This window comes from Limnothrix sp. FACHB-406, assembly GCF_014698235.1.
Lineage (GTDB): Bacteria > Cyanobacteriota > Cyanobacteriia > CACIAM-69d > CACIAM-69d > CACIAM-69d.
This window is the reverse complement of sequence record NZ_JACJSP010000025.1, coordinates 41,576-63,916: the sequence shown is the minus strand read 5'-3', so window position 1 is coordinate 63,916 and position 22,341 is coordinate 41,576. Positions and strand designations below refer to the sequence as shown.

The following is a 22,341-nucleotide window of genomic DNA, read 5'->3' as shown; positions in this document are numbered from 1 at the left end:
AATGAGCGTAACATTGGTGTACTACTTTTTGATTGTTTGGGGTAAGAATTACATCTTCTTACCCCTTTTTTATAACCTGAATCTGTCATTCAACACTTCTGCTTCAAAGCATGATCTTTGGACAGTAGTTGATCGCGCCGCACCAACCGACCGTTAAACCCAACAATTTCCCGAGGTAGCTGATCATCACGCAGGGAGAGGAAAGGATTGAGTTGATAACTGCTATACCGCAAGTTGGGAGATCCAAACCGTGCATCAATGACGGTCAAAGTGCGGATTGGAGTGCTAGAGGTGCCCAGCCACGATCGCGCACCGCCTCCCAAACATCCCAGGTGTAATAGATCGACCATACCCATACGCGCCGGAAAGTAAGCATGGTGATGGCCCGTGATGTAGGCAGTGACTTGGGCCCGTTCCAAGAGCGATTGCACTGGAGCCGTGTCTCGCAATACATTTCCCGGCTGGTTGCGTTGGGGAGTAACCGCATGGAGTGGCATATGACCCAACAGCAATCGCACCTGGGCTGCTCGGCCGACTTCTGAGGTAAACAACTGTTCGGCCCGTAATAATTGTTCCGCACTAATGACGGGCCCCGAAGCATCCCAGGAGACAATTAGGGCATTTCCCATCCGAAATGCATAAAAAAAAGGGAACCAGGCATCATCCACCCAGTCCCAATTCATTGTTGATCGCTGTCTTCGCCAATAGGCTGCGGCTTCGTTTCGATCGAGTGCATATTTAAAAGTTCGATCGGGCAAGGTGATGTTTGAAGCGTCGTGATTGCCCAAGGTGAACGCAAAGGGAATCCCCCCTTGGCACAGCGGTTGATAGATGGTGCGATCGAACCCGGCCCACATGGCTTGGAACTGCGATCGGGTGAGGCCCAGCTTTTGGCCCGCCACCATGTCCCCGCCACAAATCACCAAATCCGGCTGCCAGCGCTGAATCAGGGCGATCGCCTGATGAACCTCCGCGCGGTAATCCGTTTCGCCATAGCCATTGTTCAGATCGCTGATGGCAATGATCCGCAAATCACCCCGATCGGGCGGAGGGGCTGGCTCCAAATTGGGAGGACTTTGGGCCCAGGTGCGATCGGCCCGTTGCAGCCAGGTCGCCGCCCCCGTGGCCAGCAAACCACCGGCCAATAGATTTTGAACAAACTGGCGACGGGATTGGGTCACAATGGCGGCCTCTGGGGGGTAATCAACGGTGATTGATTGACTTGATTGATTGACTGGCTTGATTAACTAGCTTGATTAATTTTCGGTGGAGCCAGTCACCTCCGGCCGCAAGACTCCGCGAATACCCACCAGAATTTGATCCACCACCTGGGCGGGGGACTGTTCCGGCCCGATCGCCACTTGCAAGTCCGCTTGGGCATATTGGGCCGATCGACGATCGCGCAACTCCGCCAAGGCCGCCACCGGGTCGGGCGACTGCAACAGGGGCCGCTGGGCAATTTCGGCTGGATCCGCCTGCAAGCGGTTCACGATCGTCTCCAGGGTGGGATCCAACCAAATCACCAATCCATGGCGCAAATAACCCCAATTTTCCTGTTGGGTGACAATGCCGCCCCCGGTGGCCACCACCAATCGCTTATAGGCGGACAGTTGCGACAACACTTGGGTTTCCAGTTGGCGAAAGGCCGCCTCGCCTTCGGTGGCAAAAATTTGGGCGATCGACTGGCCAGCAGCCTGCTCAATCAACTGATCTGTGTCAAAAAAGCGATAATCCAGGGCGGCAGCTAACTGGCGGCCGGTGCTGCTTTTTCCTGACCCCATTAGCCCGACTAAATACAGACTGGTGCCACGAATCAAGGTGGCGAGATGTTGGGGATTGGGTGGCTCGGAAAAGTCAGTCATGGGATAAGGCAAAAAGGGTGCGGTCTATCGTGCGGTTGCTATAGAACACGATAGGGCAGGACAGAACAAGCCAGAACTAGACAAAATTAGACAAAATTACAAACCAGGTCAATGAATCACTCGGAAAGTCTGTGGGGGGCGGCTTGGCGGCGATTTTGTCGCGATCGGTTGGCCCTGTTTGGGCTAATTTGCCTGGGGGCGATCGGGCTGGCGGCCCTGGTGGGCCCATGGCTCTATCCCCTTTCGCCCACGGACTTGGACTATGGCCGCGCCTACCAAGGCCCCAGCCTGGCCCATTGGTTGGGCACGAACGATCGGGGGCAGGATTTGTTGGCGCGGGTGCTGTCCGGTGGGCGGGTGTCCCTCACGGTGGGCATTGCCTCGATGCTGGTGGCGGTCACCTTGGGCACAACGATCGGGGCGGTGGCGGGGTTCTATGGCGGCTGGGTGGATGGGCTGTTGATGCGGCTCACGGATTTGTTTTTGGCCTTGCCTCAGTTGCCCCTGCTGTTGCTGCTGATTTATCTCTTTCGGGAACCGTTGCGGGCGATCGCGGGGCCGGAATTGGGGATTTTTCTGCTGGTGATTGGGGCGATCGGCGGGTTGAACTGGATGAGCGTGGCGCGGTTAATTCGGGCTAATTTTCTGACCCTGCGAGAACGCAATTTCGTGTTGGCGGCCTATGCCTTGGGGGCCCGATCGGGCTGGTTAATTTGGCGGCATATTTTGCCCAACGCGATCGGCCCGGCCATTGTTGCGGCTTCCTTGGCGGTGGGCACGGCCATTTTGACGGAATCGACCCTGAATTTTTTGGGGCTGGGCTTTCCGCCCGATGTGCCCACTTGGGGGCGAATGCTCTACGATGCCCAGAATTTTTTGGAAACCGCGCCGCATATGGCGATTTTTCCGGGGCTGGCGATTTTTATGACGGTTTTAAGCGCCAATTTCATCGGGGATGGGCTGCGGGATGCGATCGACCCGCAACAGCGATCGTCCTGAGGTTGCCCTGACGATCGCCCTGTTGCCTTGTTTGAATAGGAACAGCGTTTTCACTACCCATGGGCGATCGCATGATTCGACAGTTGACGGCGAGCCTGGCAGCCGTAATGGTGGGCAGCACGATCGCGCCGCCGGGTTGGGCCAGCCAGCCCAGCGAACCCGTCACCCCCGCCAACGTGGTCAACAAAATCGAAGCGTTGTGGGAGGGAGAATACGAACGCCAATTCAACCGCGACTTACCCGCCCGACGCATTTCGGCGGCGATTGTCTCGGAACAGTTGCGGGAAATGGAACGGCGCACCGGCCAGCGATCGGCGCTGCTGTACATGATGCCCCGGGACAATGATGTGGAATTGGTGTTGGTCACCGGCCGCAGCGAACCCAGAATTGAAATCATTCCCGGCGCGTCCCAAGCAACCGTCAACGAAGCGGTGAAGCTGCTGACCGTTGCCATCACCAACCCGGTGCAGCGGAACGGAGTCAGCTATTTACCCTATGCCCGACGCTTGCACAATTGGTTGATTGCCCCGATCGAGTCACAGCTCCAGGCGGAAGGGATTGAGCTGCTGATTTTTTGCCCCGGCGAGGGGTTGCGATCGGCTCCCTTGGCAGCCCTGCACGATGGCCAGCGCTTTTTGATTGAAAAATACGCGATCGCTCGAATTCCCGGCTTCAGCCTCTTTGATCCTCAAGCGGGCAACCTCCAGCGATCGCGGGTGCTGGCCATGGGTGCTTCGCAGTTTGAAGACACCACCAACCTCAGTCCCTTGCCCGGTGTGCCGATCGAGCTGGAAGCGATCGTCGGCAATGGCGATCGGCCCGGTCTGTGGCCCGGTCGTTATTTCTTGAACAACCAGTTCACCTTGGGGGCGCTGCAACGGGAACGCCAACGCAGCGACTATGGCATCGTACATTTGGCGACCCATGCGGAATTCAAAGCCGGTCGCCCCGAAGCGTCGTTTATTCAGTTTTGGCAAGAGCGATTGAGCTTGGCGCAAATCCAGGCGATCGACTGGATCAGCAAGCCGGTGGAATTGTTGGTGCTTAGTGCTTGTCGAACCGCCGTGGGCGATCGGGAAGCGGAGTTGGGCTTTGCGGGCATGGCGATCGCGTCCGGAGTCAAGGCCTCGATCGCCAGCCTTTGGTATGTGAGCGATCGGGGAACCCTAGCCCTGATGAATGAGTTTTATCGCCAGTTGCGCCAGGCCCCCACCAAGTCGGAAGCCCTGCGCCAAGCCCAATTGGCGCTCCTGCGCGGCCAGGTGCGAATTGAGGGCAATGAGCTACGCGGCTCCGGGGCCCGGGGTGGCACGGTGTTTCTGCCGCCGGATATTGCTGCCACCGGCCAGGAACTGCTATCGCACCCCTACTACTGGGCGGCGTTCACCGTCATTGGCAATCCTTGGTAGCGTCTGGCAATCACGACCCTGTACGCCCCCAGATCAACACAGACAAGGGGCTTAAGCCCCTTGCCCCACGAAGGCTTAAGCCCCTTGCCCCCAAGACGATTGAGGCTTGTGTTGATATCGATCGCCCATCGGGGGGTCAATTGCCCATCAGGGGGTCGATCGCTCCGGGGCCCGTGATGCATTTAGTGATGTAGTCGTTCACTAGGTGATAGGCTTCGGCGTTGAGTTCCGGGTGCAACACCATGTCTTGGCCATTGTCCGGCAACCAAAACACCAGCCGCCCGTTAGCCGATCGGGAGAAGGCCCGAATGGTTTTCAGATTGATGGTGTATTGCCGTCGATCGTAAACCAAATTCACCCAGTAACAGTCGGCGTTGGCATCCGGCAGGCGATCGATAAATTCCATCACCTGCCGGTAGGCCGTTGGATGATCCTGGGGAACCAAAACAACGGGCATGGCAGAGTCCGGCAGCCAAAACGAGATGCGCTGGCTGCTGTCACGCGCAAAAAACCGAATACTCGCCAAATTCACGAGATATTCGTTGCGTTCGTAGGAAAACTGAATCCAATGTGCCACAGCCGCGCGATCGCCCGAACGACATCAACCTTACTCTACAAGACTCTACAAGTTCGCCAATTCCGCCTCTGCATTACTTGCAAAAGTGGACAGGGGATCTTCTGCCGGATCCTCCACGGAATTCACCGCCTCTAGGGATGCCAAAGCCGGTTCCGGCGGGGCGATCGGGGCTGGGCTGCTGGGCGCTTGTCGGGCGATCGCCGCCTGCACAAACCCCAAAAACAGGGGATGGGGACGGTTGGGCCGTGACAAAAATTCCGGGTGAAACTGCGTGGCCAAAAAGAACGGGTGACTCGGCAACTCCACAATTTCCGCCAGCCGACCATCCAGCGATGTGCCACTGATGCGGTAACCGGTTTCGATCACCTGCGATCGATAGGAATTGTTGAACTCATAGCGGTGGCGGTGGCGCTCATAAACCACCTCCTTGCCATAGAGCCGGTGGGCCAAACTGTCGGGTTGCACTTGGCAGGGATACAGCCCCAGGCGCATCGTGCCGCCCAAGTCCACCACGTCTTCCTGTTCCGGCAACAGCCCAATCACGGGATTTTCGCATTGGGGATCAAATTCCGCGCTGTTGGCCCCCGGCAGACCGGCCACATTGCGGGCCCACTCAATCATGGAACATTGCATTCCCAAACAGAGGCCCAGGAACGGAATATGGTTTTCTCGGGCGTAGCGGATGGCGGCGATTTTGCCGTCAATGCCCCGAATCCCAAACCCACCGGGTACCACGATGCCGTCCACATCGCTGAGGTATTTTTCGGGCCCCCCGTTTTCCAAGTCTTCGGAGCTGACCCAACGGATGTTGAGTTCGCTGTGGGTGTCGATCGCGCTGTGGCGCAAGGCTTCCACCACGGACAGGTAGGCATCGCTGAGGCTGACATACTTACCGACGATCGCCACGGTCACGGTGCGCACGGGGTTATGCAGGCGATCGACCAAATTCCGCCAACGGCTCAGATCCGGCTGGCGAGGCTCCATCCCCAACAGATCGAGGACTTGGTGGGCGAGGCCTTCTTCTTCCAAGCTCAGGGGCACATCATAGATGCTGGGCTTGTCCATGGCGGGAATCACGCAACTTTCGGGCACGTCGCAAAATTCCGACAGCTTGGCCCGTTGGTTGGCCGGCAAGGGCTGAGAACATCGACAAACAATGATGTCGGGCTGAATCCCGATCGATCGCAACTCCTTCACCGAGTGCTGCGTGGGCTTGGTTTTTGTTTCGCCCGCCGCCGGAATCCAGGGAATCAGCGTCACATGGACATAGAGCACATTGTTGCGCCCCGCATCCTTGCGGAACTGGCGCACCGCCTCCAGGTAGGGCAGCGACTCAATATCCCCTACCGTTCCGCCAATTTCCGAAATCACCACATCGGAGTTGGTGTTGCGGGCCACCCGATGGATGCGATCGCGAATTTCCCCCGTGATGTGGGGAATCACCTGCACCGTGCCGCCGTTATAGTCGCCGCGCCGCTCCTTGTTCAGCACCGATTGATAGATTTGGCCGGTGGTGACACTGTTGAGGCGCGACATGTCCGTATCGGTGAAGCGCTCATAGTGGCCCAAGTCTAGGTCGGTTTCGGCTCCGTCGCCGGTCACGAATACTTCGCCGTGTTGGAACGGACTCATCGTGCCGGGGTCAACGTTGATGTAGGGGTCGAGCTTGAGAATGGAAACCGAATAATTCCGAGACTTGAGCAGCCGACCGAGACTGGCGGCGACGATTCCTTTGCCAATGCTGGAAACGACACCACCGGTTACGAAGATGAATTTGGTCATGGCTGGCAAAAATTTTGGTGCTTGTAGCGTCGGTGCGCGTGAGGGGCGATCGGGTTGCCGATTAACTGACAGATGATTAACTGACAGATCAATCGATCATCTCAACAGATCGTCAGAAGATCGTCAGCAGATTGTCAGATGAAACCCGTCGGGTTGGAACAGCCGGGTTGAACGCCCGGGTTGAACGCCCTCAATTCTGCCATAGGGCCTTGGCGCGATCGCTGGGATTTTAGGGCGATCGCTCCTGACTCCAGGTGCTCAAAATGCTCAGTCTCCCTTGCTAATCGGCGGCAATCGTGTGAATTTTCAGGAAATTGGTACTTCCAGCCTTGCCAAAGGGAACACCGCCCATCACCAAAACCTTATCCCCCGGCGCTGCATATTGACGAGCCAGCAAATCTTGCTCCACCAGCGCCAACGCAGAGGCCAACGTTTCCCCATTAAATCCCTTCAGCAAAATGGGCCTGACTCCCCAACTTAAACTCAAACGGTGATAAACCTTGGGGTCGGGGGTGTAAGCAATGATGGTTGTTCTGGGGCGCTCCGCCGATGCCAGTTGGGCGGTGTATCCCGTTTCGGTGAATGCCACAATGCATTGCAAATCGATCGTTTCATCGATCGCGTGCAGGGCTTCACTGATGGCATCCGTATCCTCATTTTGGTTGGGTGGATAGTTCACAAATTGAATCGAGGGTTCCACCTCCGTGGCAATCCGCGCCAACATTTTGACAGACTCGATCGGGTAGCTGCCCACCGCCGACTCACCGGACAACATCACCGCATCCGTACCATCCATAATCGCATTCGCCACATCACTGGCCTCCGCCCGCGTGGGGCGTGGATTATGGATCATGCTGTCCAACATTTGGGTTGCCGTAATCACCGGAATTCCCCTTTGATTACAGAGGCGAATGATCTGTTTTTGAATCAAGGGCACTTTCTCCGGGCGCATTTCCACTCCCAAGTCCCCCCGCGCCACCATCACCGCATCACACTCATCAATAATGGCCTGCAAATTGGCGATCGCCTGCGGTTTTTCCAACTTGGCCAACACCGGAATTTCCGCACCCTTAGCCGCCAACAATGCCTTCAACACCTGCACATCTTCCGGCTTGCGCACAAAGCTCAAAGAAATCAGATCAACCCCCTGGGCAATCCCAAACTCCAAATCCCGTTTATCTTTGTCGGTAATGGAAGGTAACTGCAAATCTAGGCTGGGAAAATTCACCCCTTTGCGACTTTTGAGAATGCCACCTTCAATGACCTGGCAATGAACCGCGTGACCATCAATCTGTTGCACAGATAACTCCAACAGCCCGTCATCCAGCAACACTTGTGTGCCGGGTTCCGCTTCGGCGGCCAAGTGCGGATAGTCAATGCCGACGGTGTTGGGTTGATTTTGATATTCTGCGATCGGGACGAGGGTTAAGATTTCTCCTTCTATGAGGGGAATTCCTTCGGGTGGTAAATCACCCACGCGGATTTTTGGCCCTTGCAAATCTTGCAGCAACATCAGGGGCAAATCCAGTTCTTCGGAGGCTTGCCGCAGTCGCCAAATTCGCTCCGCATGATCATCATAGTGACCATGGGAAAAATTCAGCCGCGCCACATTCATGCCCGCCAAAAGCATTTTGCGGATCATTTCTGGAGAATCGCTGGCCGGCCCGATCGTGGCCACAATTTTGGTGCGATGGGTTAACGGTTTCATATCATTCTTGCCTAACTGACAATACCGGCATCAAATGCGGAACCTGAAGAGATTCACCCCAACGCAATATCCCTGATCATTCAGACCCAATGATTCAGATCAGAACAGCGGCAACTTCAGCACCTTTAGCAACATTAATGTTGAATAATGAAATTAAACGTTAATGTTGCTTATGGATGGCAAATCACGCCATGGGAATTGATCGTGGATCCCTAAAAATTGGATCACCGATAACCCGATCTTGGTTTTAAAGACCGAGAACTGTCAATAAAGAAATTAGGAAGATTTGCCTACTGTGCTCTGCAATACCAAACTCGCAGAGTTGATCATAAATTCAATTGACTCATTCAATGATTCGTCTGTAGGGTGGGCATTGCCCACCAACTAACTGCTTCATAGTGTTTACGATATGGCGTGCTAATTCGCTTTAGGCAGTGGCTATATTAATGCAATGATTAATCTTTTGAAAGAAATAACTATTTAATAATAACTGTTTAATTTAAAATCAGAGTTTTCAACTCAGGTTTTTTGATTTTTTACTTTGATTCTAAATTTTTACGCTAATTCGGGTATTGTGTGATTTTTGTAATGCTATCTTAATCAGGTCATTGACCGACCGCCTATTGAACTAATCATCATGAATAAACTATCGGAAATTGCGAATGCGGTCATTTTTGTGGCGCTGCTGAGTTTTATTGGCTTGAGTCTGTTTCGGATTGGGGCCCATTTTTGGCCGATCGTGACGGGAGGTTAGGGGATGAGTTTGGACGATCGCCCGAACATGAACCGATCGGGGCGAGTGGTGGTGGTGGGCGGCGGGGCCGCGGGCTTTTTTGGGGCGATCGCCTGTGCGCGGGCGAATGCTGACTTGGATGTGACCGTTTTGGAGGCGGGGCCCCAATTTCTGAGCAAGGTGCTGATTTCTGGGGGCGGCCGCTGCAATGTGACCCACGCTTGCTTTGAGCCATCCCAGTTGGTGCAACATTACCCCCGCGGAGCCAAGGCTTTGCGGGGGGTGTTTAGCCGGTTTCAACCCCGCGATACGGTGACTTGGTTTGTGGGGGAGGGGGTGCTGCTGAAAACCGAGCCGGATGGGCGGATGTTTCCGATTACGGATCGATCGAGCACCATTGCCGATTGCTTGATGCGGGCGGCGGAAAGAGCGGGCGTGCGGCTGCGATCGCGGGCGGCGGTCAGCAACATCACCCACGAGGCGGGACAATTCCAAGTTCAGTTGCGATCGGGGGAAATTTTGACGGCCGATCGGGTGTTGCTGGCCACGGGCAGCCAGCCGACGGCCTACCGCTGGGCGGCGGGGTTGGGCCATCCGATTGTGTCACCGGTTCCCTCGTTGTTCACCCTGGCCATTCCCGATCCCCGGCTAGACACGCTGGCGGGGTTGGCCGTGGAGCGGGCCCAGGTGCGGCTGGTTTTGCCGGAGGCCGATCGGGGTGGCAAAGGCAAAAAGCCACCGGACTCGGAGCAAATCGGCCCGGTGCTGATTACCCATTGGGGCCTGAGTGGGCCGGCGGTGTTGCGGTTGTCGGCCTGGGCGGCGCGATCGCTCCACGAGGCTCACTATCGGGCCCTGTTGCGGGTGAACTGGCTGGGCACGGCTTCGGCAGAGGAGGCACGCGATCGACTGCGAACCCTGAAGCAACAAAACCCACGCAAGGCCGTGTCCACCGCTGGGCCGCCGGAGTTGCCGAAACGGCTTTGGCAAAAATTGGTGGAAACGGTGGGGGTGGCGGCGGATTTTCGCTGGGCTGATTTACCGAAGGGGCCGATCGAGGCGTTGGTGCGCGAGTTGGTGCAGGGAGAATTCAAAATCACCGGCAAGGCAGTCTTCAAGGAAGAGTTTGTGACCTGTGGCGGCATTGATTTGAAATCCGTGGACTTCAAAACCTTGGAAAGTCGCTCTTGCCCGGGGTTGCACTTTGCCGGTGAAATTTTGGACATTGACGGCATCACGGGCGGGTTCAATTTCCAAAGTGCCTGGTCTACGGGTTGGATTGCGGGCCAGGCGATCGCCCAGGGAGTTGCCGCCTCGCCTTCGGGGGTGAACCAGGGTTGAAGTCGTGGATTTTGCGACCTAAGCCGACAAGGACGGCAAGCTACAAACATTGGGCCAGTCGATCTCCGTAACAGACTCGATCGGGCGATCGGCCGGCTCCTGCTGTCGCTTAATCACAATCAGGGTGATGTCATCAAAAATCTTGGCCTCACCAATGTGGCGATACACATCATCCACCACCAACTTACAAATTTCCTGGGGGGTGCGATGGTGCTCGGTTCGCAACAACCGACAGAGGCGATCGGCCCCATAGAGCTGGTTGCTGTGGTCGGCCGCCTCGGTCAGGCCGTCCGTGTAAAGCACCACCAAATCGCCGGGATTGAGATAGACCTCCGCTTCGGCAATGAAACTGCTGACATCCGCTTCAATCCCGAGGGGAAAGCCCAAATCCAAGGTATCGACCCGATCGATCGACCCATCCGCCCGCACCACGATCGCCTCCTCATGCTGACCGCTGAGGCGCAGTGACCCCCGCTCATAAACCAACAGGGAAAGGGTCATGTTTCGGTACGATCGCATCCGCCTGGTGTTGTCATACACCAAGCGATTGAGGGTGTTGATCGTTTTCACCTGATCAATTTCGCCCACCGCTTGCAAGGTGCGCACCGCCGCCTGCACCATCAGCATCACCATGCCGCTTTCTAGGCCATGGCCCGTCACATCGCCAATGCTGATTTCCACCCGGCCATCCCGGTGCAGCACGTCGTAGTAATCGCCGCCCACCTCATCGGCCGGTTCCATGTAGGCGGCAATTTCCAAATCCGCCGTGTTCAGCAAGTCTTCTTCCTTGGGCAGAATCATTTGGTGCAAACGACGCACCACGGACAATTCCGCCCCCATCCGGCGATTTTCGTCCGTGAGCTGCTGGTTGAGGGTCACAATTTCCTGATTAGCCCGCGCTAGGTCATAGGTTCGCTCAGTGACGCGCTGTTCCAGGGTTTCCAGATGCACTTGCAGTTGGGTGACCATCCGCGCAAAGGAGGTGGCCAATGCGCCGATTTCATCTTCCCGATCGGTGGGCAAGGGTTGATCCCAATGGCCACGGGCGATCGCCTGGGAAGCCCGATTCAGGGCCACAATCGGCTCCACCAACCGACCCGCCATCCAATAGGACACCACCACCACCAGCAACAGCACCATGCTGGACACCATCAGGAGCAATCGGGTTTGGGTGGCCAACGCCTCTTGCAGGGACTTCAGCGAGAGGGTGACCAGGGCGGATCCTTGCAGGGCTTGTGACTGATCGCGCAACGGCACAATCACATGCAGCAGATTGCCATTCACCACGCGGGCCGTGGCCTGAGTGTTGAGGCTATTGCGCAAGAGAGACAATTGCTGCTCGGCCAATTGCTTCCCGAGGCCGCTTTCCGGGCGAGCTTGACCCGCAATCACCTTGCCCTGCAAGTCAATCACCCAAATGCCCAGCACGTCCGGTTCCCGCAGCAACTCCTCAATCAGGCGATCGAGACCCAGGGCCTGGCGCAAGGATTCCAAAAAGGCCACATGGTTCCCCACTTGCACAATGCGGCGCTGATCAATCCCCGGAACCCCCACGTATTGAAAGACGCGATCGTCAATTTCCCGCCGCCGAGGTTCTTGGATCACCATCTTGGCCTTGCCCGTCAACAGGGGCCAAAACACATGGGCTTGGGGTTGTTTTTTCGGATCGGGATTAAAACAAAAAACCGCCTCCCCGGGCGGTCGCAAGCGGGCACATCCATCCGCATCCGAAATCCAAACTTCATCAATGATCGAATCGGCCAGAATCTTGTTAATTCGTTGTTGGAGTTGGGCAGTTGGTTCGCCGCGTTTTTGGCTCAAATCCACTAACTGAGCTAAGGCGGTGGCGGTGGCGGCCATTTGCTGGCCCAATTTGTTTTCCACGGTGGCCGGCACATCCCGCAACACCGACAGAGCACGGCTGAGGGTGTTGGCCAGGCGCACGCCGTCCGTTTCGGAGCGCCGAATCAATTCGTGATGGGTGTTCCAGTGAAAAATGGCAATGGTGGGCAAGACGGCCACCACTGCAACCCCCGCCATCATGAATAGCAAGCGTCTTTGTAAATTCATACGTAAATGTTACTTAAAAAATTTTGTCACTTAAACCGTTTGTTCGTCGTTTCAATCCTAGGCCATGTCATTGGTTGCGCCCAATGTCGGGTCAAAACGATGTAAAGCTGATCCCATTTGGGGGAGAACTCAATTCAGAAACAGCCCGGTTCAAGGCCCAATTTGAATCTCAGTGCCAAATTTGCTTCAAAGTCTGTTTCAAAGTCTGCTTCAAAACCTGATCCAAAATCTGATCCAAACCTTAATTGATGGCTTGATTTTCGGCCTAATTCTGGGCCCAATTCGAGATCTTTCTCATTTAGCGTTAATTCAATGCTAATTCAGCGCTAATCCTAATGAATTCGCATTTCAACGGCCGATCGAAGGGCGATCGTTTCGTTGCTGAGTTCGTCAGCCACCACCACCCGATTGCGTCCCTGTTGTTTGGCGGCATATAGGGCCCGATCGGCCCGGGACACCAACAGGGTGGGCGAGGTGGTCAAGGAGGGCGAGATGGCCGCCACCCCAACGCTCACCGTCACACAAGGGTTAACGGCCGATCGGGGATGGGGCAGGCTTAACCCCAACACGGCCTGGCGAATTCGGGTTCCCACCAATTCCGCCTGCTGCAAGGTGGCGCGGGGCAACAAGACCGCAAATTCCTCGCCCCCATAGCGAGCCACCAAATCCGAGGTCGATCGAGCCACTTGGGCGATCGCCATCGCCACCTGCTGCAAACAGACATCCCCCGCCACATGGCCCAGCAAATCGTTGTAGGCCTTGAAGGAGTCCACATCCACCATCACCAAGGCCAACGGCTCAGACCGGCTGCCTCGCGTTTGCCATTGTTGCTCCAAATATTCATCAAACCGCCGCCGGTTGGCCACGCGCGTCAAGGCATCCATCGTGGCCTTGGCTCCCGCTTCCGTGGCTTGCACATAGAGCTGCTCGATCATGGCATCCCCATGCTCAATAATCAGCCGCAGCACATGCTCCAGGTCTTCTCGTTCTCGGGTAATGGTTCCCAACAGCGATTGCAGTTTTTGTTCCGCGTTCCGGTGTTGATGGGCCTCGATGGTCAACCGCTCATTGGCGCTCAACAGCTCGTTTTCAATCACGCTGCTATGCTCGATCGTGGTTTGCAAAACCCACTCCAGATCTCGCTTCTGTTGGGCCACTTGCTTCAAAATCGTCTGCAATCGCTGCTGTTGGCGACGGTACAGCGACAGGGTGGACTGTAGTTCGTTTTCAATACAGTCACCATGGATGGCGGTGGTTTCAAGGGCGATCTGGAGATCGCGGTTGCTTTGCTCTAAAGCAGCCACCTGCTGGCGAAGGCGTTTGTTTTCTTCAATCAACGCTTGTGGATCAGACGATGCCGCCGGATCGGGCAGCGACTGGGGATCGCGCACAGTATCTCCAAACAGACGCGGCATAGACCGCTTGTAGAGGGTAGAGCCGAGGGAGCAATCAACATCAACGCCACAGCCTAGTGATTGAACCGATGAATGTTGAACCGAGCGTTGCACAGACCTGGAAGGATCAGGGGCAATTCAGGGAATCCATGCTGCGTGATCGATGCCATAGGATTGCTCACTGCAGGATTACCCACCGAATGATGGCTTGTCATGATGATGACTCAGTGGTGATGACTCAGGGTCGATCGACGTTGAGCGATCTACTCCGAGCGATCCCTTCTGAGTGAGCCATTCTGAGCCATCCCTTCTGAGCAAGCCATCCGGTTATGACCCACGAAACTATCTCCAAGCTCATGATCGCTAAGTTAGCACTAGTTCAATGCTGGGCATGAGGCGCTGGAGATTTTTGAGCGATCGCGTTTGCCAAACAATATTAGCGGATCCTTTAAAAGTTAACTTTGCTGTCCCCCGCTGTCGCAACCGAACTACAAACATAGACAGCATACTGATACCGGAGCTATTGAGGAATTCGAGTTCCTGGAGGTCAACAATGATTTTCTCGGACTCTTCCGCCGCCGCTTCCAAAATATCGAGCACAGGACGGTAAGCCTCAAGGCCGTCCAGACGCAGGGAACCACGGCAGAGAATCGTTGCCGTGGCGGGGTCATACTGAATGCTGTAGTCCGGTTGTTTTAGTTCCATACGAATGAGTGGTGGGAAATTGCGGAGGACTGGGGCATTGGAGAAAACCAGGAACTAAGAAGTATTAACAGAAAGATAGGGCCATGATGTAAGGCGGCAGGGCTGGGGGCGAACCATGGAGAAGGCGCGATCGAATCGTGATCCTGTGGTGATGCTGACCGGTGTGGCCGCATCTTCAGATCCCGTTGGTAGATCTCGTTGGTAGATCCCGTTGGTAGATCCCGTTGGTAGATCCCGTTGGTAGATCCCGTTGGTAGATCCCGTTAGCTAGATCCAGTCACCCGATCCAGTCAGTCACGCGAATGAGCCATCGCAGTTGGTGCAGTTTCACCATGCGATCGAGCCTTAACTATCCTTACATGAACTTGCTCTGGGCCATGCAAGGTTTCGGGATCCCCCCATCACCGAAATGCTGGCAAGAGTTTGACAATATCTTGGTCTCTTTGCTCAGTTCCAGGGCGATCGACATTTTAATAGTCAATCACTACACTGTGAGTCGGGCCATCACGCTGATCGCAACGGAGTTGTCATCATTAGTAGACGATGTAAACCGCCACCCCATTTTCACTCCGTAATCTGCCATGATTGAAATCAGCCCCAGGCAAGATTCATTGGACTCTTCACGCCCCATTTGCTCTAGTCGTTGAGCATAAAGTAGGTCAAGATCAGTCGTCAAAATATCATGGATGTGCTTCTGAAATCGGATGGCGCGATCGGCCGTTGTGCTGTTGCAAACCAGAAGCAAGATGCTGGACTCATAGAGATAGAGGGAAATAGTGACTGGGCTGTTCACCCGTTCATCACTGAACTTAATCGCATTCTCAATGAGTTCATTGGCGACATAGCTAATACAGGCCTTAACATTTTCTTGAGTGCTGGAGCTATCGGCCGCGTCCTCATTGTTGCCCGGAAAAAAGGTGGCGAAATAGTCGCCCAAAAAATCGGCCGATAGTCCATAGTTGCGCCAACGAATTTTGCGAGCTTGCGCACTCGGTGAAAACCCCAAGGTTAGGTATTCTTGGGTATCAGGTAGGGAATCGTAAAACTCGCCTAAGGTTACATTCATCACGCTTATGCATTGACCAAGCTAAGAACAGGATAAGGCAAAATTTTCCGAGAGTAGAGGGCTGAATTCAGCATCAACAATGTTTTGGAATGTTTTGGAAACTCCAAGTCATACCCTAAACTACCAAAACATTCGCACCATCACAGTTTTGCGGGCTGGTTCAGGCGGGCTTGGATTCAGCCCCGGTGCATGATTGCAGGGCTTTCTCCTGGCGCGATCGAGGGCAATGGCTCACTCAAAATCATGACTTCAAAGGCTCCACCGAATTTTTAGAATGATTTTTAAGATGATCAGAAAGATGATCAGATCTCCCAAAACCTTACTCTCTCCAGTGACTCCGACTGCGCTTCGGTTAATGGGTCGGCAGGCGCTGGCGATCGCCCGGCGGATTTTGCAGGAGTTGTGGCGACGCAAGCGCAGTTTGGTGTTTTGGTCGCTGTTTCCGGCGCTGGTGTTGGTGCTGAATGGGTTGATTTTGGCGGAGCGGGCCCAACTGCCGATCGCGGCGGCCTTTGAGCGGGCGGCTCCGGTTTCCTGGGTGGGGGCGGCCCTGTTTTTTAGCTGTCTGGGCGGCACGGTGGCAACCCTGGTGGGCGAGCGAGAGTCGGGCACGTTTCGGCGGCTGGGCCTGTCGCCCCTGGGTGGCATGGCTTATTTTTTGGGAATTAGCCTCGCTCACGGGGCGATCGCCCTCGGCCAGGCGGTCATTGTGGGGATCATTGCCACCGCCGTGGGGGCCCAGTTCCAGGGGGCCTGGTGGTTGGGCGGGGCGATCGGGTTGCTGAGTGTGTTGGCCTATGTGGGGGTGGGCTTTGTGCTGGGGGGACAATTTGCCCGGCGCACGGAGGATGTGAATGCGTTGGTGGCGGCCTTGGGCGTGCCCCTGCTGATTTTGGGCGGCAGCTTTGTGCCCGCCTGGCTGTTTCCACCCCTGTTGCAACAGTTGGCCCGATTTGACCCGATCTACCACATGAATGAAGCCCTGTTGCGGGTGGCTAGCGAGGGAGCCACGGCCGCTGATATTGCATTGCATCTGTGGGTGTTGGGCGGGGTGGCGATCGGGGGCTTGGGTCTGAGCGCGGTGACCTATCAACAACTGTTACGGCGCGATCGTTGCCTTTAGGACGCTCCATCCTGGGGAACGCGCTACGCTGAACTTGCAGTCGTTTTGGCCCTTTCCGAGGGGCCTTGCTCCCAACCATGCCTAGCTATCCCGGAATTTCCAGCGAAGCCTTTCGTCATCCGCTCGATCGCGAAGCCGAGCAAGCCCTGCGAAGCCTGCCGGGATTTGACTTGGTGGCGCGCAAATTTCTAGAAGTGGCGGTCGATCGGCCCCAATATCTCTACCACATGGGCAACAGCGTCCAAGTGGGGCCCCGTCAATACGCCAGCCTGCATCAGCTCCTGCGGGAATGTCTGCGAGACCTCGATGTGTTCCCGGAGCCGGCCCTGTTCGTCAGCCAAAGCTATCAGGTCAACGCCTTCACCATTGGTCAAGAACAGCCCACCTTGGTGCTCACCACCGCCCTGCTGGAATTGCTGAATGAAGCCGAATTGCGCGTGGTGTTAGCCCACGAATTGGGACATTTGAAATGTGGCCACAGCACCCTCACCCAAATGGCCATTTGGACGCTGTATGCGGCTTCCATGGTGGGGCAAATGACCATGGGCTTAAGCAACATGCTGATTAGCAACGCATTGGTCATGGCGTTTTATGAATGGAAGCGCAAGGCCGAACTGTCGGCCGATCGAGCCGCCCTGATTGCCACCGATGATCTCGACACCGTATTGATGACCATGGTGAAAGTGGCCGGCGGCAGTCCCAAACATTTGCAAGAACTGAGCCTTGCGGAATTCAAAAAGCAAGCCCGCGACTACCAATCCCTAGACGCGGATGCCATGAATCAGGCTTATAAATTCTTTCTTTACAACAACTTGCCCCAGGGCATGTACAGCAGCCATCCCTTCCCTGTGGAGCGAGCCAGCTATCTCCAAGATTGGGCCACTTCGGCGGAATATCAAGCCATTCGACGCGGGGACTACCAACGGGATGTGGCTCAAGGGGCCGTGAATGTGACGGCGAATGCAACCACCACGGCGCGATCGACCGGCAACACCGAAGCCGATCGCCTGCGCCAACAAATTGAAGACCTGCAACGGGAACTCGATCGCCTGCGCCCAGCGCGATAGAAGTTGCTAGAAACTCGCAAAAATCCACGCGAGTAAGCACAAGTCGCCAATTGCAAAGTACAAGCCGAAAGGCAACAAGTGCAAACCCAAAAACACAAACCAATCAGGGCAGATTGAAAGGGCAGATCAGTAAGAGTAGATCAGTAAGAGTAGATCAGTAAGAGCAGATCAGGCCCTTCAAGACGCACCCCCCAAAAAACCAGCAAAACAAGGGGCTTAAGCCCCTTGTCTCAGGAATGAGAACAGAGAGCTTAAGCCCCTTGTCTACCCCCATTGGTGCTAGGGGCTATTTTGCAAGTTATTCTTCGCCCTTGCCGTCCACTTGCACCAGGCGAATGTGCTTGTAGCCTAGCTTGATCTCAAACTCATCGCCCGGCTTCAGACCCATGCTTTGGGTATAGGTCGAACCGATCACGATTTGGCCATTTTGATGCACCGTCACGCGATAGGTCGGTTCGCGACCCCGACCATCCTTGGCACTTTCCGGATCAATCCGCGTGCCCTTTGCTTCCAACAATGCATCATAAAACTCAGCCAAGTTCACCTGGACTTGGCCGCTTTTGGTCTCTTTGTAGTAGCCGCAGCGCTTTGCCTTTTCGCGACGGGGCAGATTCGAGAGTTCCTTCAGTTTTTGCAGTAGGGCTTTACCCTTCAGCGGTGTGGGTTGTTGAGCAGTTGCGGAATCACTCATTGCTGTCAAACATTCAGTTCAGTTAAAAAAGCCTAGCTCGGCTGAAGCGGGGTTCCTCAGATGCAATTGCCCTTTAACCCAAGAACACCGCCGACTTAGCCTAGCGCGTCCCCTAGTCGAGGCCAATTGTTCCGAACTTCCCCAATTCAGACATCACCTCCTCAGAGACTCTTCGACTCATTGGAGGGTGATCAAACCCCGATCGATCTTGGCTGGATCGATTGTTCGATTCGACTGGATTGGCCCCTCAAAAATCAGGGATTTGCCATAATCTGGCAAAATCCAGCGGTAATTCTACAAACGATCAAACCGCACAATCTTGCATCGAAGGATGGTCAGTGAAGATGTCTCTCTCGATCGGAATCAGGTTTTACCGGTGTTGATCATGCTCTGACAGGCAGCCTAAATTTAGACCGGCCAATGCCAATCATGGCTGAAGCCTAGGATTTACCCATAAAAATTGATCGCCTAGAGACTAAGCACGGAGATAAATTTTTGAGGCAGCTTTAGATGCGCTCCTGGGCAGAATCCAGAAAAACACCGGAATCGAGATTGACTACATTAAGACTATAGCCCCAAGCGGCAGAAATTTGAATCGGACTGCTCAAAATTTTTAGATTAAAAAAAGCTCTTGCCTCCCTATAGATTGATCTATCCCCCAGGGTGGGTTCGATTGCTTTGATCAGTTCGGGATGACGGCCTTTGCCGCTAAGGCTAAAGCGGGGCTGGCCAAAAGCAAAGACAAGGGGAGCGGACGCATCCCACAAAAATAGAAAATGTATCCTCTTCAGGGAAGAAGCACTGCAAATTGGGTGTTTTCGGATGATTTTTACGGAAGGGGGCAAGGCGATCGGACGATGGCCGCGGGGTGCTCAAACCCTCCTCAAAAAACATTGCAGATTGTGTGATGGGGGAGCGGGTCTCCCAGCAATTTGCGACTAGACTAGTATCAAATCCCTGCCGTATTTGCCGAATCGACCAGCCGTGCAAGTCACTTTCCAAATCATGCGTCGGGAACCCGGATCGTCTCCTCGGGTTCAGTCCTATCGCCTGGACAATGTTTTACCCGGAAATACGATTCTGGATTGCCTGAATCGTATCAAGTGGGAGCAAGATGGCAGTCTTGGCTTTCGCAAAAATTGTCGAAATACGATTTGCGGAAGTTGTGCCATGCAGATTAATGGCCGATCGCGCCTGGCCTGTAAAGAAAATGTTTCGGAAATGTTGACCCGGGCGATCGGGACGGATGAGCACGGCGAGCCGGTGATCACCGTGGCTCCGATGGGCAATTTACCGGTGATTCGAGATTTGGTGGTGGATTTGCAACCGTTTTGGGCCCGGTTGGAATCAATTCACCCATCGGTGAGCCGGGCGGAGCAGTTGGCGGCGGCGGAAACAGTAGCGGCCCAGGAGCGATCGCCCCAGCCAAATCAGCCAGTCTCAACAGATCGGGTCAATCAGGCAAGCCAGGCAAGTCCAACGGATCAATCTACGGATCAACTTCTAGATCAACCTCTAGATCAGCCTCCAGATCAACCGTTGCGGGAAACGCGCCAAACGCCGGATCAGCGGGCCCTGTTGGAGCAAGCGGGCAACTGCATCGCTTGCGGGGCTTGCTATTCGGAGTGCAACGCGGTGATGGTGAATCCGCAGTTTGCGGGGCCCCAAGCCCTGGCGAAGGCGCAACGGTTGGTGGACGATACGCGCGATCGGGCAACGGCGGAACGCTTAAGCCAGTTGGGTGAGGATGGCAGCGGCGTTTGGGGTTGCACGCGCTGTTTTGCTTGCAATGAAGTTTGCCCGATGGAGGTGAACCCGCTCGATCGCATCTCGCGCATTAAGTCGGTGCTGTTGGCACAGACGGCAACGGCGGGCGAGGCGATCGAACGACCTTTGCGCCACCGCCAAACGCTGGTGCAGATGGTGCGTGAGGGAGGGTGGATTGATGAGCGTCAGTTTGCCATTCGGGTCATTGGCAATTCGGGACGCGATTGGCGGGGGCTGGCCAGTTTGGCTCCGGTGGGCTGGCGGATGGTGGCTCGGGGCAAAATGCCGCTCACGTTTGAAAAATCCGAGGGCACTGACCAAGTGCGGGGTCTGATTGATGCGGTGCGGGCGGTGGAAGCGGCCCAAGGCACGGCCCAACCACCCCTGCCCGATCGGGAACCCTAGGATCGCGAATCCGGGGAATCCTGTTGTTGAGGTTGAAAGTCGCCCCTACCGAGAACCAAAGGGATCGGGAACCGCTGGCCGGCCCAGTTTGGCCCACAGTTCCGCCTCAATGCGTTTGACGATCGACTGTTCATCCAAGGTGGCTAACACCCGCCCGATCGCAGCCCTTGGCCCATCGGGGCCCCAGGAGGCATCGTTGGCTAGGTAGGTTTTGGTTGCTTGGCCGATCGCGTAGGAAGAAACTCCGGCGATCGCGGCTTGGGTGGCGGCGATCGACAGATAAGGCACGGTGGTGATCCCGCCAGTGGCGACGGTGGACAGGCCCAAAAATCCCTTAAGGGCGCTGAGGCCCAACCGGGCGATCCATTCTCCGGCACTCAGGCCGCCTAGCCCGATCGCGATGGTTTTCATCAGGGCGATCGCGCCCCGTTGGCCCATGGGAATTCCGTAGAGCCGCGAGAGGGCCAAAATGGTGGCTAGGTCGATCGCCGCGCCCCCCACCAAGTCCAACACCACCACGGGATTCACCGCCACGGCGATCGCTTTGGCAATCGTGCCATTCCAAATCAGGCGATCGGCAGAACGATCCCGCAGGGCCAACTTGCGCGACAGGATCCGATCGCCCGCCGCTTGGGCATAAAGCAAAGAATTCAGGGCCACCAATGCTTTGCCCTCCCTTGCCAATACCTCCAAAATTTTCAGCTTCAGGCTTTCCACCTGGGGCGCGCCCCGTTGCAAATCCGCCGCGATCGTCCCGTCGGGCCGCTGCACCACCTGGGCCACCAGGGGAGCCGCCGCCACCATCACAATCTCATCGGGCGACAGCAGTTCCCGCACCCGATCGTCTCGAATCTTTTCGTAAATGGCCTGTCGATCGGCCTCGGGAAACTGATCAATCTTGTTCAACACCAGCAGGATCGGCTTACCCGCTTCCCGTAACTGAGACAGGGCCTCGCATTCCACTTGGGTCATGTCCCCGGCCACCACAAACAGGATCAGATCCGACGCTTGCCCCACTTCCCGCGCCAGGGCCGCCCGCGCCGCCCCATTCACTTCATCAATACCCGGCGTGTCCACCAGTTCCACTTGGCCCAAACTGGACGGCACTGTCCAATGAATGCTTCGGCTGGATTGGGTTACGCCGTGGGTGGGGCCCGTTTCAAAGACCGATCGCCCCAACAGGGCATTGAGCAAAGAAGACTTGCCGCGACTAACGGCCCCAAACACGGCAATTTGAACCCGCTGATCCTCCAGCTTGTCCAGCATTTGCGCCAAACCCTCCAGATCTGGCTCCAGACCCGATCGCTCCCGGGGGGTCAAGTCCAACCGCTCCATCAGTGATCGCAGGGCCGATCGGGCTTGGCGATAGGCCAACTCCGCATCCAAATCCGCCAAGGACTCGATCGCCGCATCCAATTCCCGATCGACCGTATCCCACTCGTCTAGGCGATTGCTACTCTCAAGATCATTACTCTCAGAATCATCACCCTCAAAATCATCACCCTCAAAATTGCCGCGATCCAAGCCACTCCCATCAACATCGGTGGGTCGATCCATCGGCCCTTCCATTGACTCAGAAAATTCAGGATTTGGCGGAATGGCAGCCATGGGCGATCGGGAATAACCATTGAGAATAAAAATT

At 55.6% G+C, this 22,341-nt stretch carries 18 protein-coding genes; 6 read left to right on the top strand and 12 right to left on the bottom strand.

All coding sequences use genetic code 11. The annotated features are described in order from the left end of the window. Window positions 1–89: 89 nt before the first annotated feature. Both H6G53_RS17490 and H6G53_RS17485 read right to left on the bottom strand, forming a co-directional pair. The gene (locus tag H6G53_RS17490) at window positions 90–1,181 is read right to left on the bottom strand and encodes a metallophosphoesterase (protein ID WP_190535181.1); all 1,092 of its coding nucleotides are present in this window, start codon (window positions 1,179–1,181) and stop codon (window positions 90–92) included. 75 nt (window positions 1,182–1,256) lie between these two features. Continuing rightward, window positions 1,257–1,862, bottom strand: a complete 606-nt coding sequence (locus H6G53_RS17485; RefSeq protein WP_190354462.1) for a shikimate kinase — start codon at window positions 1,860–1,862, stop codon at window positions 1,257–1,259. Between the two features lie 111 nt (window positions 1,863–1,973). Between H6G53_RS17485 and H6G53_RS17480 the strand changes: the two genes are divergently transcribed. Beyond that, window positions 1,974–2,861: an ABC transporter permease gene (locus H6G53_RS17480; RefSeq protein ID WP_099534455.1), complete on the top strand. Its 888-nt coding sequence runs from the start codon at window positions 1,974–1,976 to the stop codon at window positions 2,859–2,861. Between the two features lie 59 nt (window positions 2,862–2,920). Further along, window positions 2,921–4,270, top strand: coding sequence for a CHAT domain-containing protein (locus tag H6G53_RS17475; protein WP_199291462.1), 1,350 nt, complete (start codon window positions 2,921–2,923; stop codon window positions 4,268–4,270). A gap of 136 nt (window positions 4,271–4,406) precedes the next feature. Here the strand turns inward: H6G53_RS17475 and H6G53_RS17470 are convergent, their stop codons facing one another. The 3 genes from H6G53_RS17470 to pyk form a co-directional block, all read right to left on the bottom strand. Next, a complete protein-coding gene (locus tag H6G53_RS17470) occupies window positions 4,407–4,847 on the bottom strand; it encodes a hypothetical protein (protein WP_099534456.1) in 441 nt (146 codons plus the stop codon). 45 nt (window positions 4,848–4,892) lie between these two features. Further along, entirely contained in the window at window positions 4,893–6,629 is a 1,737-nt protein-coding gene (locus H6G53_RS17465; RefSeq protein WP_099534457.1) for a CTP synthase, read from the bottom strand. 280 nt (window positions 6,630–6,909) lie between these two features. After that, complete coding sequence (gene pyk, locus H6G53_RS17460) at window positions 6,910–8,337, bottom strand: pyruvate kinase (RefSeq protein ID WP_190535178.1); 1,428 nt, start codon at window positions 8,335–8,337, stop codon at window positions 6,910–6,912. A 757-nt stretch (window positions 8,338–9,094) separates the two neighbouring features. Here pyk and H6G53_RS17455 point away from each other — a divergent pair. After that, window positions 9,095–10,411: an NAD(P)/FAD-dependent oxidoreductase gene (locus H6G53_RS17455; protein ID WP_242030848.1), complete on the top strand. Its 1,317-nt coding sequence runs from the start codon at window positions 9,095–9,097 to the stop codon at window positions 10,409–10,411. Window positions 10,412–10,429: 18 nt separating this feature from the next. Here H6G53_RS17455 and H6G53_RS17450 read toward each other — a convergent pair whose 3' ends face one another. The 4 genes from H6G53_RS17450 to H6G53_RS17435 all read right to left on the bottom strand — a co-directional run bounded on the left by H6G53_RS17450 (window position 10,430) and on the right by H6G53_RS17435 (window position 15,646). Further along, window positions 10,430–12,481: a PP2C family protein-serine/threonine phosphatase gene (locus H6G53_RS17450; RefSeq protein WP_190535175.1), complete on the bottom strand. Its 2,052-nt coding sequence runs from the start codon at window positions 12,479–12,481 to the stop codon at window positions 10,430–10,432. A 332-nt stretch (window positions 12,482–12,813) separates the two neighbouring features. Next, window positions 12,814–13,896: a diguanylate cyclase gene (locus H6G53_RS17445; protein ID WP_099534460.1), complete on the bottom strand. Its 1,083-nt coding sequence runs from the start codon at window positions 13,894–13,896 to the stop codon at window positions 12,814–12,816. Window positions 13,897–14,238: 342 nt separating this feature from the next. Beyond that, window positions 14,239–14,580 (bottom strand): STAS domain-containing protein, encoded by a 342-nt coding sequence (locus tag H6G53_RS17440; RefSeq protein ID WP_099534461.1) that lies wholly within the window; start codon window positions 14,578–14,580, stop codon window positions 14,239–14,241. A 484-nt stretch (window positions 14,581–15,064) separates the two neighbouring features. Further along, complete coding sequence (locus H6G53_RS17435) at window positions 15,065–15,646, bottom strand: ATP-binding protein (RefSeq protein WP_099534462.1); 582 nt, start codon at window positions 15,644–15,646, stop codon at window positions 15,065–15,067. 355 nt (window positions 15,647–16,001) lie between these two features. Here H6G53_RS17435 and H6G53_RS17430 point away from each other — a divergent pair, with 355 nt between their 5' ends. Together H6G53_RS17430 and H6G53_RS17425 are read left to right on the top strand one after the other, a co-directional pair. Further along, entirely contained in the window at window positions 16,002–16,769 is a 768-nt protein-coding gene (locus H6G53_RS17430) for an ABC transporter permease (RefSeq protein ID WP_099534463.1), read from the top strand. Between the two features lie 77 nt (window positions 16,770–16,846). Next, window positions 16,847–17,836, top strand: coding sequence for a M48 family metallopeptidase (locus H6G53_RS17425; protein WP_190354458.1), 990 nt, complete (start codon window positions 16,847–16,849; stop codon window positions 17,834–17,836). Between the two features lie 298 nt (window positions 17,837–18,134). On the opposite strand, the gene H6G53_RS17420 is transcribed toward H6G53_RS17425, so the two are convergent. Both H6G53_RS17420 and H6G53_RS17415 read right to left on the bottom strand, forming a co-directional pair. Continuing rightward, the gene (locus H6G53_RS17420; RefSeq protein ID WP_099534465.1) at window positions 18,135–18,527 is read right to left on the bottom strand and encodes an AbrB family transcriptional regulator; all 393 of its coding nucleotides are present in this window, start codon (window positions 18,525–18,527) and stop codon (window positions 18,135–18,137) included. Between the two features lie 506 nt (window positions 18,528–19,033). Beyond that, window positions 19,034–19,372: a hypothetical protein gene (locus H6G53_RS17415; protein ID WP_190535172.1), complete on the bottom strand. Its 339-nt coding sequence runs from the start codon at window positions 19,370–19,372 to the stop codon at window positions 19,034–19,036. A gap of 139 nt (window positions 19,373–19,511) precedes the next feature. On the opposite strand from H6G53_RS17415, the gene H6G53_RS17410 reads away from it, so the two are divergent. Continuing rightward, the gene (locus tag H6G53_RS17410) at window positions 19,512–20,699 is read left to right on the top strand and encodes a 2Fe-2S iron-sulfur cluster-binding protein (RefSeq protein ID WP_347343129.1); all 1,188 of its coding nucleotides are present in this window, start codon (window positions 19,512–19,514) and stop codon (window positions 20,697–20,699) included. Between the two features lie 45 nt (window positions 20,700–20,744). Here the strand turns inward: H6G53_RS17410 and H6G53_RS17405 are convergent, their stop codons facing one another. Beyond that, window positions 20,745–22,307, bottom strand: a complete 1,563-nt coding sequence (locus H6G53_RS17405) for a GTP-binding protein (RefSeq protein WP_242030847.1) — start codon at window positions 22,305–22,307, stop codon at window positions 20,745–20,747. Between the last annotated feature and the right edge of the window lie 34 nt (window positions 22,308–22,341).

What these genes read in the sequence shown, in the direction of transcription:
- H6G53_RS17450 (WP_190535175.1), bottom strand. Translation starts at nt 12,481, where the DNA reads ATGAATTTACAAAGACGCTTGCTATTCATGATGGCGGGGGTTGCAGTG.
- H6G53_RS17485 (WP_190354462.1), bottom strand. Translation starts at nt 1,862, where the DNA reads ATGACTGACTTTTCCGAGCCACCCAATCCCCAACATCTCGCCACCTTG.
- H6G53_RS17440 (WP_099534461.1), bottom strand. Translation starts at nt 14,580, where the DNA reads ATGGAACTAAAACAACCGGACTACAGCATTCAGTATGACCCCGCCACG.
- pyk (WP_190535178.1), bottom strand. Translation starts at nt 8,337, where the DNA reads ATGAAACCGTTAACCCATCGCACCAAAATTGTGGCCACGATCGGGCCG.
- H6G53_RS17420 (WP_099534465.1), bottom strand. Translation starts at nt 18,527, where the DNA reads ATGAGTGATTCCGCAACTGCTCAACAACCCACACCGCTGAAGGGTAAA.
- H6G53_RS17480 (WP_099534455.1), top strand. Translation starts at nt 1,974, where the DNA reads ATGAATCACTCGGAAAGTCTGTGGGGGGCGGCTTGGCGGCGATTTTGT.
- H6G53_RS17445 (WP_099534460.1), bottom strand. Translation starts at nt 13,896, where the DNA reads ATGCCGCGTCTGTTTGGAGATACTGTGCGCGATCCCCAGTCGCTGCCC.
- H6G53_RS17465 (WP_099534457.1), bottom strand. Translation starts at nt 6,629, where the DNA reads ATGACCAAATTCATCTTCGTAACCGGTGGTGTCGTTTCCAGCATTGGC.
- H6G53_RS17425 (WP_190354458.1), top strand. Translation starts at nt 16,847, where the DNA reads ATGCCTAGCTATCCCGGAATTTCCAGCGAAGCCTTTCGTCATCCGCTC.
- H6G53_RS17430 (WP_099534463.1), top strand. Translation starts at nt 16,002, where the DNA reads ATGGGTCGGCAGGCGCTGGCGATCGCCCGGCGGATTTTGCAGGAGTTG.
- H6G53_RS17475 (WP_199291462.1), top strand. Translation starts at nt 2,921, where the DNA reads ATGGGCGATCGCATGATTCGACAGTTGACGGCGAGCCTGGCAGCCGTA.
- H6G53_RS17405 (WP_242030847.1), bottom strand. Translation starts at nt 22,307, where the DNA reads ATGGCTGCCATTCCGCCAAATCCTGAATTTTCTGAGTCAATGGAAGGG.
- H6G53_RS17455 (WP_242030848.1), top strand. Translation starts at nt 9,095, where the DNA reads ATGAGTTTGGACGATCGCCCGAACATGAACCGATCGGGGCGAGTGGTG.
- H6G53_RS17435 (WP_099534462.1), bottom strand. Translation starts at nt 15,646, where the DNA reads ATGAATGTAACCTTAGGCGAGTTTTACGATTCCCTACCTGATACCCAA.